This is a genomic window from Haemophilus influenzae (genome assembly GCF_001457655.1).
Taxonomy (GTDB): domain Bacteria; phylum Pseudomonadota; class Gammaproteobacteria; order Enterobacterales; family Pasteurellaceae; genus Haemophilus; species Haemophilus influenzae.
Genome location: NZ_LN831035.1, coordinates 1,825,868 through 1,840,159 on the forward strand (window position 1 = coordinate 1,825,868; position 14,292 = coordinate 1,840,159).

Genomic DNA, 14,292 nt, shown 5'->3' on the forward strand with positions numbered 1-14,292 from the left:
TATGATTGATTATGAATTTCTACGTTTTATTTGGTGGGTGTTAGTTATTGTATTATTGATTGGCTTCTCTGTAACTGATGGATTTGATATGGGCGTGACCGCACTTTTACCTGTAACAGGTAAAAAAGAAGTGGAACGCCGTATTATGATCAACACTATTGCTCCCCATTGGGATGGTAACCAAGTTTGGTTATTAACTGCAGGTGGTGCAATATTTGCAGCTTGGCCAATTGTATATGCAGTATCTTTCTCAGGTTTTTACATTGCATTAGTATTAGTCTTGGCAGCGTTATTCTTACGTCCATTGGGTTTTGAATATCGTGCAAAAATTGATAATCCAACTTGGCGTTCTGTTTGGGACTGGGGATTATTCGCAGGTGGTTTTGTACCAGCATTAGTATTTGGCGTGGCTTTTGGTAATTTATTACAAGGCGTTCCATTCCATTTTAACGAATTAACTCAAGTGACTTATACAGGTTCATTTTTTGAGCTATTAAATCCATTCGCATTATTATGTGGTGTTATTAGCTTATCAATGCTTGTCACTCACGGCGCAAACTGGTTACAAATGAAAACCACTGAAGTCTTACGTGATCGTGCTCGTTCAGTAAGTCAAATTGGTTCTATTGTGACTTTAATTACATTCGTATTAGCTGGCGTATGGTTATATTCTAAAGATGGTTATGTAGTTACTAGCACTATCGATCATTTCGCTCCATCGTCTCCAATGAATAAAGAAGTTGCTGTAGAAACTGGCGCGTGGTTTAGAAATTTCAATGAAATGCCAATTCTTTGGATTTTCCCTGCTTTAGCTGTAGTTGCTGCATTATTAAATGCTGCATTTTCTAAAGCGAATCGTTGTGGTTTTGCATTTTTCTTCTCTGCATTAACAATGGCTGGTGTGATTATTACTGCAGCAGTATCAATGTTCCCATTTGTGATGCCTTCAAGTTCACATCCTGAACAAAGTTTATTAATGTGGGATTCGACTTCAAGTGAATTAACATTAACATTAATGCTGATTTTTGCAGTTGTTTTTGTGGTCATTGCTTTAGCTTATACTATTTGGTCTTACTCAAAAATGTTTGGTCGTTTAGATGCTAATTTCATTGATAAAAATAAACACTCATTATACTAAGGAGAAATAGAATGTTATATGCGATTTGGGTAGTGGGTGTATTGTTTGCAATTTGGGCTAGTGCAAAATGCACCATCAATAAAGAAAAAAAAGGTAAATTTGAAGAATAAATGATTTAAGAATTTTACCGACTAAATAAAAGGGTTCATAATGAACCCTTTTTAACTTTTCTCATTTATCTTTTTCTCAACAACAATGGAAAATAATTTTACGAATTTCTATGCTAGAATATTTACCAAAATTTCCATTTTTTTAACCGCACTTTATGACATTACAACTCAATACCATTGCTCTATTACTAGTGATACTTCTTATTCTTGGCGTATTAAGCAACAACAGCGCAATTACCATTTCTGCTGCCGTATTACTTATCATGCAGCAAACTTTTTTATCTTCTCATATTCCTTTGCTCGAAAAATATGGCGTTAAAATTGGTATCATTATTTTAACCATTGGGGTTTTAAGCCCCTTAGTTTCAGGAAAAATTCAGTTGCCTGATTTATCAGGTTTTCTTAGTTGGAAAATGGCTCTTTCTATTGCAGTTGGAGTGCTTGTGGCATGGCTTGCAGGTAAAGGTGTGCCTTTAATGGGCGAACAACCGATTTTAGTCACTGGCTTGCTTATCGGCACAATTATTGGTGTAGCATTTTTAGGTGGAATTCCCGTTGGCCCACTTATTGCTGCAGGTATATTAGCTTTACTTTTAGGGAAAATTTAAATGAAAAACAAATACCTTACTATTGCCACTTTAAGCGGATTCTTCTGTGTCGCACTAGGCGCATTTGCAGCTCATGGCCTAAGCCATATATTAGAAGCCAAAGCATTATCATGGATTGATACGGGGTTAGAATATCAAATGTTCCATACCATTGCAGTACTTGCCGTTGCATTATCTGCTTTACGTGACAATAAATTCGCCCGATTATCTATGTCTTCTTGGTTAATTGGAATCTTATTATTTAGTGGAAGTTTATACGCACTTGCTTTCGAAGCAAGCAATGTAATTGTATGGATTACGCCTATTGGCGGCACTTTATTTTTAATCGGATGGATTAGCTTAGCTTACGGAAGTTTCAAAAGTAAATCGCTATGAAAAACAGCTCGGTAAAACACACATTAACTCCCTTACAACAATCTCTTTTTTCTCAATTAAATGACATCATGCGGGTGGATCAACGTCGCTTATCCGCCCGCATTCATGGTATTGGAAAAATTAAAAGCCAAGAGGCTCAACAAGCCGTTGCCGCTGAAATCCAACAGCAAATTGAACAAGCTAGATTACGTGTAGAACAACGGAAAAGTGCGGTACAAAATCCGATTGTTTTTCCAGAGAGTTTGCCCGTTAGCCAACGCAAAGTCGAAATTCAAAAACTGATTTCTGAACATCAGGTCATCGTGGTGGCAGGGGAAACTGGTTCAGGTAAAACCACCCAATTGCCGAAAATGTGTTTGGAATTAGGTTTCGGCAATTTAGGCATGATTGGTCATACTCAACCACGCCGTATTGCTGCTCGTTCGGTGGCGGCGCGTATTGCGGAAGAACTGGAAACGGAGCTTGGCGGTTTAGTTGGTTATAAGGTTCGTTTTAACGATCAAATCAGCGATAACACCCAAATCAAATTGATGACTGACGGGATTCTGCTAGCAGAAATTCAAAACGATCGTTTTCTCAATCAATATTCTTGTTTGATTATCGATGAAGCCCACGAACGTAGCCTAAATAACGATTTTATTCTCGGTTATCTGAAACAGTTGTTGCCACGTCGTCGTGATTTAAAACTTATTATCACTTCTGCAACCATTGATGTGGAACGCTTTTCTAAACATTTTAATAATGCACCGATCATTGAAGTCTCAGGCAGAACCTATCCTGTTGAAGTGCGTTATCGTCCCGTAGTGGAGGAAGACGATCAAGATCAGCTACAAGGTATTCTTAATGCGGTGGATGAATTGCAAGCAGAAAGTCGAGGCGATATCTTGATCTTTATGAATGGAGAGCGTGAAATTCGTGATACTGCCGAAGCCTTGCAAAAGCAAAATCTAAAACACACGGAAATTCTACCGCTCTTTGCACGCTTGTCTGCGCAAGAACAAAATAAAATTTTCCATCCAAGTGGCTTAAATCGCATTGTATTAGCGACCAACGTCGCAGAAACCTCATTGACCGTGCCGGGCATTAAATATGTGATTGACCCAGGTACTGCGCGCATTTCCCGTTATAGCTATCGCACCAAAGTACAACGTTTACCGATTGAACCTATTTCACAGGCATCTGCAAATCAGCGTAAAGGTCGATGTGGTCGTGTAAGTGAAGGGATTTGTATTCGTTTATATTCGGAAGAGGATTTTAATTCTCGTCCAGAGTTTACCGATCCTGAAATTCTACGCACCAATTTAGCCTCCGTTATTTTGCAAATGACGGCATTGGGTTTGGATGATATTGAAGCGTTCCCATTTGTTGATGCGCCAGATAAACGCCATATTCAAGATGGGATAAAACTGTTGGAAGAATTGGGCGCGTTTGAAATGGTTCGCACCAAAGCGGGTGAAAAACGCCTATTAACTAGAGTTGGTCGCCAACTCGCTCAACTTCCAGTCGATCCGCGCCTTGCCAAAATGATCCTAAGTGCGGTCAATTTTGGCTGCGTTTATGAAATGATGATCATCGTCTCTGCGTTATCCATTCAAGATCCGCGCGAACGACCACAAGAAAAACAGCAAGCTTCTGATGAAAAACATCGTCGTTTTGCCGATAAAAAATCAGATTTCTTGGCTTTCCTCAATCTTTGGTATTATCTACAAGAACAACAAAAAGCATTGAGTAAAAACCAATTCCGTCGTCAGTGCCAAAAGGATTTCTTAAATTATTTACGCATTCGTGAATGGCAGGATATTTATCATCAAATTCGTTTAACCGTGCGTGAAATGGGCTTACCGATTAATTCCGAAAAAGCAGAATATCAGCAAATTCATACCGCACTTTTAAGCGGTTTGCTTTCTCATATCGGTTTAAAAGAAGCGGAGAAACAACAATATCTTGGCGCACGTAATGCCCATTTTGCAATTTTCCCCAATTCTGTGCTTTTCAAAAAACAACCGAAATGGGTGATGGCGGCAGAGTTAGTGGAAACCTCCAAACTTTGGGGGCGCATGGTGGCAGAAATCGAGCCAGAATGGATTGAGCCACTTGCCGAGCATCTCATTAAAAAATCCTATTCAGAACCGCGTTGGTCGAAATCCCGTGGCGCTGTGATTGCAGATGAGAAAGTCACGCTTTACGGTGTGCCGATTGTGGCTGCGAGACCAGTGAATTACGGAGCTATTGATCCAACGGTAAGCCGTGAGATTTTTATTCAATCTGCCTTGGTGGAAGGGGGTTGGAATACCAAGCATAAATTCTTCAAAGAAAATCAAAGGCTCGTTCAAGAAGTAGAAGAATTGGAACACAAAAGCCGCCGCCGCGATATTTTGGTGGATGATCGCACATTGTTTGAATTTTACGATCAGCGTATTGGCACAGAAGTTGTCTCTCAAAAACATTTTGATACCTGGTGGAAAAAGGCACAGCAAAAAGATCCTGAATTGCTTAATTTTGAACGTTCATTTTTGATCAATGATGATGCGGAACAAGTGAGCAAGCTGGATTTCCCGAATTTCTGGCATCAAGGTAATTTAAAACTCAAATTGACTTATCAATTTGAACCAGGTACCGATGCGGACGGCGTGACAGTACATATTCCATTGCCATTGCTCAACCAAGTGGAAATGACAGGCTTTGACTGGCAGATTCCAGGCTTGCGTGAAGAATTGGTGATTGCGCTGATTAAATCTCTGCCGAAATCTTATCGCCGTAACTTCGTGCCTGCACCTAATTATGCTCAAGCTTTTTTAAGTCGTGCGGTGCCGTTGGAAAAGCCATTATTAGATACGCTGATTTATGAATTGCGTCGTATGACTGGCGTCACCGTAGAAGCGGAACATTGGAATTGGGAACAAATTCCAAGCCATCTGAAAATGACGTTCCGTGTGGTGGATGAAAACGGTAAGAAAATCGCAGAATCCATGAATTTGGATGAGCTGAAATTCAACTTAAAAGATCGTGTGCAGGAAAGTATTTCTGCTGTGGCAGATGATGGCATTGAGCAAAGCAGGCTGCATATTTGGAGCTTTGCAGATTTACCACAATGTTATGAACAAAAACAACGTGGTTTCAGCGTCAAAGCGTTCCCAGCTATTGTAGATGAAAAAGATGCGGTGGGTATCAAACTGTTTGAAACAGAGTTTGAGCAATCGGTGGCGATGCAACAAGGTTTACGTCGTTTGTTATTGCTCAATGTGCCATCACCAATTAAATATCTTCATGAAAAATTGCCGAATAAGGCTAAATTGGGTCTGTATTTTACTCCGTTCGGTCGCGTATTGGATTTGATCGATGACTGTATTGCTTGTGCCGTAGATAAGCTAATTGCCGATTTTGGCGGTTTTGTGTGGGATGAAGCAGGCTTTGAAAAATTGCGTGATTTCGTTCGAGAAAATCTTAACGAAGTGACCGTGGATATTGCGCAGAAAGTGGAGCAGATTCTTACTCTCACTTACCAACTTAACCAACGCCTTAAAGGCAAAATGGATTTCACGATGGCATTTGCATTATCCGACATCAAATCGCAACTTGCAAGTTTGGTGTATCAAGGTTTTGTGCAAAAGAGCGGTTATGATCGCCTACCAGATTTACAACGTTATCTGCAAGCCATTGATAAACGTATTGATAAGTTGGCTCAAGATGTAAACCGTGATCGTGCCGCGATGCTACGCGTGGAACAAGTGCAACAGGCTTACCAACAATTGCTCGCTAAACTGCCAAAATCTAAACCGATTTCGGATGAGGTGGCGGAGATTCGATATATGATCGAGGAATTGCGTGTGAGTTTGTTTGCCCAGCAGTTGGGGACGAAATATCAAATATCAGATAAAAGAATAGCAAATATTATTAGTCAATACTAATGATAATAATACTCAAAATTAAGGCGGTTTTATACCGCCTTAATTTATTTAAAACAACAATATACCTCTTTTTGAGTATTTTAAAAGATAAGCTTGATCAAGCTCAAACTTTAGCATTCTGCGAGTAGAAAAACTTTTTTCTTTTGGTATCTTACGCTTGAATGAAAATATATCTACGTTTTGTATGGATATTAATAATAATTCTCAACTTTCTACTTAACCTTTTTATTACAACAAATGGAGTAATTATCGTGAACGCATTCAAAAAAAGCCTTATTGTGGCAGCGTCTTTCGCGAGTTTAAGCTTATTTAACTCAGCTACTGCTGAGCTTGTATATAAGCCATTAGAACAACCTGTTGAACCCGCAAAACCTGATTTGAAAATTGAATCTGTAAATGAAAAATTTGCAGAAAAATATCCAAATCAATATAACAGCTGGCGTTCTACAGCAAACGGCGATGGCGAAAACATTATTTATGCTGATGAAGAAAATCCGCGCCTAATCGTACTTTGGGGTGGTTATGCATTTGCAAAAGAATATAACGCACCACGCGGTCACTTTTATGCGGTAACAGATGTGCGTAATATTTTACGTACAGGTGCGCCAAAAACTGCAAATGATGGCCCTCAAGCTATGGCATGTTGGACATGTAAAGGTCCTGATGTTCCACGTTTAATCGCGGAATGGGGTGAGAAAGATTATTTCAATGCGAAATGGGCAAAGGGAGGGCCTGAAATCGTGAACTCAATTGGCTGTGCTGACTGTCACGACACAACCTCTAAAGATTTTGCAGAAGGCAAACCTGCATTACGTATTGCTCGTCCACACGTATTACGCGCCCTTGATGCTTTAGAAAAAGCCACTGCTGAAAAAGATAAAGCAGAAGGTCGCCCACACAACAATTTAAGCTTCAACACGGCAGCGCGTACTGAAAAACGTGCAGAAATTTGCGCAAACTGCCACGTTGAATACTATTTTGCAGGGGACATCAAGCAAGTAACTTTCCCTTGGGATAATGGTCAAACCGTAGATGATATTGAAAAATATTATGATGATATTGGTTTCACTGACTGGACTCACTCACTTTCTAAAGCACCAATGTTAAAAGCACAACACCCTGACTTTGAAATTTGGTCTTTAGGTATGCACGGTAAAAATGGGGTAACTTGTGTAGATTGCCATATGCCAAAAGTACAAGGCGCAGACGGTAAAGTTTATACTGACCACCAAATCCAAAATCCATTCGATGCATTTGACCACACTTGTGCAAATTGTCACGATCAAAGCAAAGAAAAATTACGCGATATTGTTACTTCACGTAAAAAAGAAGTGAAAGATGTAATGGGTCGTTTAGAAGACCAAGTTGTTAAAGCTCACTTTGAAGCAAAAGCGGCTTGGGACGCAGGTGCAACTAAAGAAGAAATGGAAGCAGCATTAATGGATATTCGTCATGCTCAATGGCGTTGGGATTACACTGCTGCAAGCCATGGTGGTCATATGCATGCGCCTGAAGTAGTACTTCGTGTATTAGCTTCTGGCTTAGATAAAGTAGCAGACGCGCGCACTAAACTTGCTGTAATCTTAACTAAACACGGTGTGAAAACTCCAGTTCAAATCCCAGATATTTCAACAGCTGATAAAGCGTGGAAAGTAATGGGTATTGATATTGAAAAAGAACGTAAAGCGAAAGAAGAATTCTTAAAAACTGTGGTACCGCAATGGGAGCAACAAGCTAGAGAAAAAGGCTTATTAGTTGATCCACCAACACAAAAATAAATGAAAAATCTACCGCACTTTTAACTGCAACTAGAAAGTGCGGTAATTTTCAAGGTCAAATTTGAGGTAACCCAAATGAATTTAACTTCTTTAATCAACAAATCTGCAAAAGCGTTAGCGTTAAGTGTGGCATTTGTCGCATTGCCGTTTTTGGCTTATGCCGATGATGCACAAAAACCTGCGGATCATTTTACTTATGAACCGCAATTAGATAACCAACGCGATCCAAATCAATATTGTGCTAAATGCCATAAATTCGACAAGGTAGATAAGAACCAAACGCTAGAACAGTCTGGTGGCGAACTCCACTTTGGTAAATTTCACGGCGCACATTTAGATAAGAAAAATCCAAATAACGGTAAAGCAATTACTTGTGTAAGCTGTCACGGTAACATTTCTGAAAATCACCGTCGTGGTGCTAAAGATGTTATGCGTTTTGAAGGGGATATTTTCGGTAATAAAAAACCGATGTATTCAGTTCAAGAACAAAACCAAGTTTGCTTTGCTTGTCACCAACCTGACAAACTTCGTGAAAAACTATGGGCGCATGATGTTCACGCAATGAAATTGCCTTGTGCAAGTTGCCATACTCTTCATCCTAAAGAAGACGCAATGAAAGGTATTCAACCAAAACAACGCGTTAAACTTTGCGTAGATTGCCATGGTAAACAACAAAAACGTAAAGCTGAACAAGATAAACTAACCAAACAAAAGGATAAACAATGACAGTCTGCTCACGCCGAAACTTTGTTTCTGGCATGGGGGCAGTGATCCTTATGACGGGAACATCTTTACCTTCTTTTGCAAAAGAAGACAAGGCGGATAAACCTAAACGTTACGCAATGATACATGATGAAAATGCGTGTATCGGTTGTACAGCCTGTATGGACTCATGTCGTGATGTAAACCAAGTGCCAGAAGGCGTTTCTCGCTTAGAGATTCTACGTAGTGAACCTTATGGGGAATTTCCAAATCAAGAATACGAGTTCTTTCGTCAATCTTGCCAACATTGTACAAATGCACCTTGTGTAGCAGTTTGTCCAACTGGTGCATCTTTTATTGATAAAGAGACTGGCATTGTAGATGTACATAAAGATTTATGCGTAGGCTGCCAATACTGTATAGCAGTTTGCCCATATCGTGTACGTTTTATTCATCCAGTACATCGTACCGCAGATAAATGTAACTTCTGCCGCGATACAAATTTAGCCAATGGTAAACAACCTGCTTGCGTAGAGGCTTGCCCAACCAAAGCATTAACCTTTGGGGATATGAATGATCCAACAAGTGCAGTTTCACGTAAAGTGAAAGAAAAATCAGTTTATCGCACTAAAGTGGAATTAGGTACACAACCAAACTTATATCACATTCCATTCCAACATGGGGAGCCTAGAAGATGACGTTAGATTATCCAGTTCCATTTCATACGCCTAATCTAGTGTGGGATTATACCATTGCGATCTACTTGTTTTTATTGGGGATCTCATCTGGTGCAGTACAGTTAGCAATTGCCTATAAACGCAGTAATAAACTAGAAAATCTAAGCCAAAACTGGATTATTCGATCTGGGGTAATTTTAGGATCTGTGCCAACATTAATTGGTTTAACGCTATTAATTTTCCACTTGACTCGACCTTGGACATTCTGGAAATTGATGTTTAACTATCAATTCAACTCCGTAATGTCGATGGGGGTCATGCTATTCCAAATCTATATGTTATTTTTAGTAATTTGGGGTGTAGTGATTTTTAAAAAAGAAATCGAAGCATTAATTAATCGCTTTATACCAAAACTGCAATTTGTGATGAAACTCATCGGTATTGCAGAACGTATTGCAAGTCCAGTCGAAGTTATTCTTTTCATATTGGCTGCAGTGCTTGGTGCATACACAGGGTTCTTACTTTCTGCATTGATTAGCTATCCAATGTTGAATAACCCAGTATTACCCGCATTATTCTTAGCCTCTGGCACATCATCTGGTATTGCTGCAACCTTCTTAATTATCTTAATTGCAGGAAAACTAAAAGGTGATTCTCACGAATCGCACTTTATCCACAAATTTGAAGTGCCAATTATGGTGACAGAACTTGGTTTGCTTGTGTGTTTCTTCGTTGGCTTACATTTTGGTGGCGGACAAAAAACAGTTGCCTTACATAATGCCTTATCTGGTTTTTGGGGAGCGATATTCTGGGTTGGAGTATTGATTATCGGTATCTTGATCCCATTAATCGCCAATATGTTTGTTAATGACCGTTTAAAATACAATCGTAACTTTATTATCTTGGTGTCAATTTTTGACTTAATTGGGGTATTCTGTTTACGTTTCTTTGTTTTATATGCGGGACAACTCACTGTAGCCTAAACTGACTTTTTATAAAAAATTAATCTGCATTCTAAAAGTTTGATTAACTTTCTCACTTATTAGCGTGCAGATTTTTATATCTAAATAATCCAACTATGAAGACTAAACAGAATTTACGAAAACTTTCATTCCTGCCGTAATGCTTTATTTAAATTAAAAAGACTAAACTCAATGAATTAAAAGTTTAGTCCTTAATTTAATTATGTATTTTCTTTAATATTATTCTTTTCAACATTCACTAACAAATAGTGGTGCCTTCTTCAGTACCAGTCACTACTTGACGTAATGCCCCAGGTTTACCCATATTGAACACTCTAATCGGCATGCCATGATCGCGAGCTAAAGTAAACGCCGATAAGTCCATCACTTTTAATTCTTTATCGATCACTTCTGCATAAGTTAAATTTTTATAAAGTTTTGCATCAGGATTTTTCGCTGGATCACAATCATACACACCATCAACTTTAGTCGCTTTCAACACAACATCAGCTTCAATTTCAATACCACGCAAACAAGCGGTAGAATCAGTGGTAAAGAATGGATTTCCCGTTCCCGCAGAGAAAATGACTATGCGTTTTTCGCGTAACATTTTGATTGCTTCAGACCAGTTATAAGTATCGCAAATACCATTTAATTGGAAAGCGGACATTAATTTTGCGTTCACATCAGCACGGAATAAAGAATCACGCATTGCCAAACCATTCATCACCGTAGCAAGCATTCCCATATGATCGCCCACCACGCGATTCATCCCCGCTTTTGCTAGTTTTGCACCACGGAATAAGTTGCCGCCACCAAGAACGACGCCAACTTCCACACCCATCTCCACTAATTCTTTAATTTCAACAGCCATACGATCGAGAATCGCAGGATCGATACCAAAACCATCTTCTCCTTGTAATGCTTCACCGCTTAATTTCAATAAAATACGTTTATAAATTGGTTGGCTCATTGTTTTTTCCTTCTGGCTTAAAAAAATTGGCTTATTCTATAAAATAACCGCTCAAGAGTGAAGAAGTTAAATATGGAAATTCTGAGTGAAAGGTGGATAATAGCGATATTTTCTTTTCAGGGAAGACAATGATGAACACGAAAAAAACAAGCCAAATTTTGCCCGCACTTTTTGCGGTGATTTGTGCCGCATTCGCGGGTTATTTTATTTTAATCGGTTCTGGGATGTTTACAGAACCAACTGTAGATCTTATTCTGCTTGCGACAATAACTATTCTCTTATTAAGCAGCAGTAAAAAATCCTTCTATTTTATTTTGCTACCTCTTACGTTACTGCATGCTTTTTATACACCTACGGGGCTAAATTTTGGCCCTCCAAGCTATCAATATATCGCCTCGCTTTTCGCAACAGATATATTGGAAACGAAGGAATTTCTATTGCAAATTCCAGTGAGTAGTTACTTAATTGCTTTCGCCATTCCTATTTTGATTTTTCTTCAGTACAAAAGTGCGGTGAAATTTGGCATAAAATTTTATCGTAATAAAACATTTATTGCCTTGGCGACATTGCTTTTTGCTTACAACATGCCGCTTGCTGAACCGATTAAAGAAACGGTAAGTTCCACATTAAAAATTGTAGATGAAGTACAAAAACTAAAACAAATCTCTCAATCTGATAACTGGGGAAAATCAACATTAGAAAATTCACGCTATGATGATTATGTAATTGTACTCGGAGAAAGTGCGCGGAAAGATTACCACCATGCCTACGGTTATCCAATAGAAAACACCCCCTTTATGTCTAACGCTAAAGGCACGTTGATTGATGGTTTTCGTTCAGCAGGAACAAATACCGTCGCCTCACTTCGTCTAATGCTAACCCTTCCTAACAAAGAAAAATGGGAACCAAATTACAGCTTGAGTTTAGTGGATCTAATCAAATCTGCAGGCGTGAAAACTTATTGGCTTTCTAATCAAGGTATGCTCGGTAAATTCGATACGCCCGTTTCATCCCTCGCTTCAAAATCTGATGAAACCTTTTTCTTGAAAAAAGGCGGAAGCTTTAATTCGACTAACTTTAGTGACTTTGATTTATTACCCAAATTCGCCCAAGTATTAGAAAATTCTGTTCAAGGAAAACGTTTTATTGTGTTGCATATTTATGGTTCACACCCAATGGCTTGCGATCGTATCGAAGATTATCCAAAAATTTTTGATGATAAAGATCTTAATCCGAAATATGGTTATTTAAATTGCTATGTGTCGTCTATTAAGAAAACCGATGAATTTTTAAAACGTGTATATGATCAGCTTGAAGAAAATGCGAAGAAAAATCACCGCACTTTCTCAATGATTTATTTCTCAGATCACGGTTTGTGCCACCAACAAGATGAAAAAAACAATATACTTTTGTTCAATCAAAACTGTTTCAGCCGAGAGCACCATAATATTCCGCTATTCAAAATTTCATCAGATGATATGGAACGCAAAGAATATAAGGTGTTTAAATCAGGTTTAAATTTCTTAGAAGGGATTGCAAATTGGATAGGAATTCAAAATCCTCAATTAACGCAAACAGAAGATTTATTTTCTAACGAATCGGATAAAAATGACTTTGGATTGCAAAAACGAATTGATGAAAAATATCGTAAAGATGACGATCCAGCCATTGATATTCGTCCTAAACACGGAGCATATTGAGTACGTTTTATTTTTAGCTATAAATATCGTATAATCCGACAGATTTTATTTGTTTATTTTTTGTAAGGTATCAACGTGTCAGAACAACAACCAAGAGTGATCGAATCAAAAGAAATTATGACTTTATTGCCACATCGCTACCCATTTTTGTTAGTGGATCGCGTATTGGATTTTAAAGAAGGCGAATGGTTAAAAGCGATTAAAAATATCAGCGTGAATGAGCCTTGTTTCACAGGTCACTTCCCAGGCGAACCCATTTTACCGGGCGTTTTAATTTTAGAAGCTTTGGCACAAGCAATGGGCATTTTAGCCTTTAAAACTCTCGAATTAAAAGGCGGCGAACTATTCTACTTTGCAGGTATTGATGAAGCGCGCTTTAAACGCCCGGTGTTACCTGGAGATCAAATGGAATTAAACGTTCAAGTGATTAAAGAACGCCGTGGTATCACTTCATTTACTGGCGTTGCTACCGTAAATGGCGAAATCGCTTGTGAAGCAAAACTAATGTGTGCTCGTCGTTAATTAAGGGGTAAATATGATCCACCCAAGTGCAAAAATTCATCCAACTGCCCTCGTTGAAGAAGGGGCGGTAATTGGCGAAGACGTTTTTATTGGGCCTTTCTGTATTATTGAGGGCAGTGTTGAAATCAAAGCTCGCACTGTATTGAAATCTCACGTTGTGGTACGTGGCGATACCGTGATTGGCGAAGATAACGAAATCTATCAATTTGCGAGCATTGGCGAAGTAAACCAAGATTTGAAATATAAAGGCGAAGCTACAAAAACCATTATTGGTAATAGCAACCGAATTCGTGAACACGTGACAATTCATCGTGGCACGATTCAAGGCTGTGGCGTAACCTCTATTGGCAATAACAATTTATTAATGGTGAATGTTCACGTTGCACACGATTGCCAAATTAAAAATAACTGTATTCTGGCAAACAATGCAACGCTTGCAGGTCACGTAGAATTAGATGATTTCGTGATTGTTGGCGGTATGTCAGCGATTCATCAATTTGTGATTGTTGGTGCACACGTTATGTTAGGCGGTGGTTCTATGGTAAGCCAAGATGTACCACCTTATGTTATGGCGCAAGGCAACCACGCCCGTCCATTTGGCGTAAACTTAGAGGGTTTGAAACGTCGTGGTTTTGATAAACCAACCATGCACACAATCCGTAACATTTATAAAATGCTCTATCGTGGCGGTAAAACACTTGAAGAAGTGTTACCAGAAATTGAGCAAATTGCGGAAACCGATTCAGCGATCAGTTTTTTTGTTGAATTTTTCAAACGTTCAACTCGCGGAATTATTCGTTAATAAAACTTCTTCATTTTCAACCGCACTTTGCACACCA

General features: G+C 38.8%; 12 protein-coding genes. 11 read left to right on the forward strand and 1 reads right to left on the reverse strand.

Features of this window, described 5'->3' with window-relative positions:
* The first annotated feature begins 1 nt into the window (after position 1).
* The 8 genes from cydB (at position 2) to nrfD (ending at position 10,279) form a co-directional block, all read left to right on the forward strand.
* On the forward strand, positions 2–1,138 hold the full coding sequence (gene cydB, locus AT683_RS09015; protein WP_014550938.1) for a cytochrome d ubiquinol oxidase subunit II: 1,137 nt from the start codon (positions 2–4) through the stop codon (positions 1,136–1,138).
* A 265-nt stretch (positions 1,139–1,403) separates the two neighbouring features.
* Positions 1,404–1,856 (forward strand): DUF441 domain-containing protein, encoded by a 453-nt coding sequence (locus tag AT683_RS09020; protein WP_005665908.1) that lies wholly within the window; start codon positions 1,404–1,406, stop codon positions 1,854–1,856.
* Positions 1,857–2,231: a DUF423 domain-containing protein gene (locus AT683_RS09025; protein ID WP_005647722.1), complete on the forward strand. Its 375-nt coding sequence runs from the start codon at positions 1,857–1,859 to the stop codon at positions 2,229–2,231.
* The gene (hrpA, locus tag AT683_RS09030; protein WP_042593756.1) at positions 2,228–6,139 is read left to right on the forward strand and encodes an ATP-dependent RNA helicase HrpA; all 3,912 of its coding nucleotides are present in this window, start codon (positions 2,228–2,230) and stop codon (positions 6,137–6,139) included. Before AT683_RS09025 ends, hrpA begins: the two co-directional genes overlap by 4 nt.
* A gap of 251 nt (positions 6,140–6,390) precedes the next feature.
* Complete coding sequence (gene nrfA, locus AT683_RS09035; RefSeq protein ID WP_038441381.1) at positions 6,391–7,917, forward strand: ammonia-forming nitrite reductase cytochrome c552 subunit; 1,527 nt, start codon at positions 6,391–6,393, stop codon at positions 7,915–7,917.
* A gap of 75 nt (positions 7,918–7,992) precedes the next feature.
* A complete protein-coding gene (gene nrfB, locus AT683_RS09040; RefSeq protein ID WP_038441383.1) occupies positions 7,993–8,643 on the forward strand; it encodes a cytochrome c nitrite reductase pentaheme subunit in 651 nt (216 codons plus the stop codon).
* Positions 8,640–9,317, forward strand: a complete 678-nt coding sequence (gene nrfC / locus AT683_RS09045; protein ID WP_038441385.1) for a cytochrome c nitrite reductase Fe-S protein — start codon at positions 8,640–8,642, stop codon at positions 9,315–9,317. The genes nrfB and nrfC overlap by 4 nt, the downstream gene beginning before the upstream one ends.
* Positions 9,314–10,279, forward strand: a complete 966-nt coding sequence (gene nrfD / locus AT683_RS09050; RefSeq protein WP_005669842.1) for a cytochrome c nitrite reductase subunit NrfD — start codon at positions 9,314–9,316, stop codon at positions 10,277–10,279. Before nrfC ends, nrfD begins: the two co-directional genes overlap by 4 nt.
* A gap of 238 nt (positions 10,280–10,517) precedes the next feature.
* Here the strand turns inward: nrfD and pyrH are convergent, their stop codons facing one another.
* Complete coding sequence (pyrH, locus tag AT683_RS09055; RefSeq protein WP_005662848.1) at positions 10,518–11,231, reverse strand: UMP kinase; 714 nt, start codon at positions 11,229–11,231, stop codon at positions 10,518–10,520.
* A gap of 131 nt (positions 11,232–11,362) precedes the next feature.
* On the opposite strand from pyrH, the gene AT683_RS09060 reads away from it, so the two are divergent.
* From AT683_RS09060 to lpxA, 3 genes are all read left to right on the forward strand, one after another.
* Positions 11,363–12,931, forward strand: coding sequence for a phosphoethanolamine transferase (locus AT683_RS09060; protein WP_038441387.1), 1,569 nt, complete (start codon positions 11,363–11,365; stop codon positions 12,929–12,931).
* Positions 12,932–13,048: 117 nt separating this feature from the next.
* The gene (fabZ, locus tag AT683_RS09065) at positions 13,049–13,453 is read left to right on the forward strand and encodes a 3-hydroxyacyl-ACP dehydratase FabZ (protein ID WP_042599657.1); all 405 of its coding nucleotides are present in this window, start codon (positions 13,049–13,051) and stop codon (positions 13,451–13,453) included.
* Positions 13,454–13,466: 13 nt separating this feature from the next.
* The gene (gene lpxA, locus AT683_RS09070) at positions 13,467–14,255 is read left to right on the forward strand and encodes an acyl-ACP--UDP-N-acetylglucosamine O-acyltransferase (protein ID WP_011272366.1); all 789 of its coding nucleotides are present in this window, start codon (positions 13,467–13,469) and stop codon (positions 14,253–14,255) included.
* Positions 14,256–14,292: the final 37 nt, after the last annotated feature.

Bases quoted from the DNA above. Each gene is read 5' to 3' on its own strand.
- cydB (WP_014550938.1), top strand. From the start codon at position 2: ATGATTGATTATGAATTTCTACGTTTTATTTGGTGGGTGTTAGTTATT.
- AT683_RS09020 (WP_005665908.1), top strand. From the start codon at position 1,404: ATGACATTACAACTCAATACCATTGCTCTATTACTAGTGATACTTCTT.
- AT683_RS09025 (WP_005647722.1), top strand. From the start codon at position 1,857: ATGAAAAACAAATACCTTACTATTGCCACTTTAAGCGGATTCTTCTGT.
- hrpA (WP_042593756.1), top strand. From the start codon at position 2,228: ATGAAAAACAGCTCGGTAAAACACACATTAACTCCCTTACAACAATCT.
- nrfB (WP_038441383.1), top strand. From the start codon at position 7,993: ATGAATTTAACTTCTTTAATCAACAAATCTGCAAAAGCGTTAGCGTTA.
- nrfC (WP_038441385.1), top strand. From the start codon at position 8,640: ATGACAGTCTGCTCACGCCGAAACTTTGTTTCTGGCATGGGGGCAGTG.
- nrfD (WP_005669842.1), top strand. From the start codon at position 9,314: ATGACGTTAGATTATCCAGTTCCATTTCATACGCCTAATCTAGTGTGG.
- pyrH (WP_005662848.1), bottom strand. From the start codon at position 11,231: ATGAGCCAACCAATTTATAAACGTATTTTATTGAAATTAAGCGGTGAA.
- AT683_RS09060 (WP_038441387.1), top strand. From the start codon at position 11,363: ATGAACACGAAAAAAACAAGCCAAATTTTGCCCGCACTTTTTGCGGTG.
- fabZ (WP_042599657.1), top strand. From the start codon at position 13,049: ATGACTTTATTGCCACATCGCTACCCATTTTTGTTAGTGGATCGCGTA.
- lpxA (WP_011272366.1), top strand. From the start codon at position 13,467: ATGATCCACCCAAGTGCAAAAATTCATCCAACTGCCCTCGTTGAAGAA.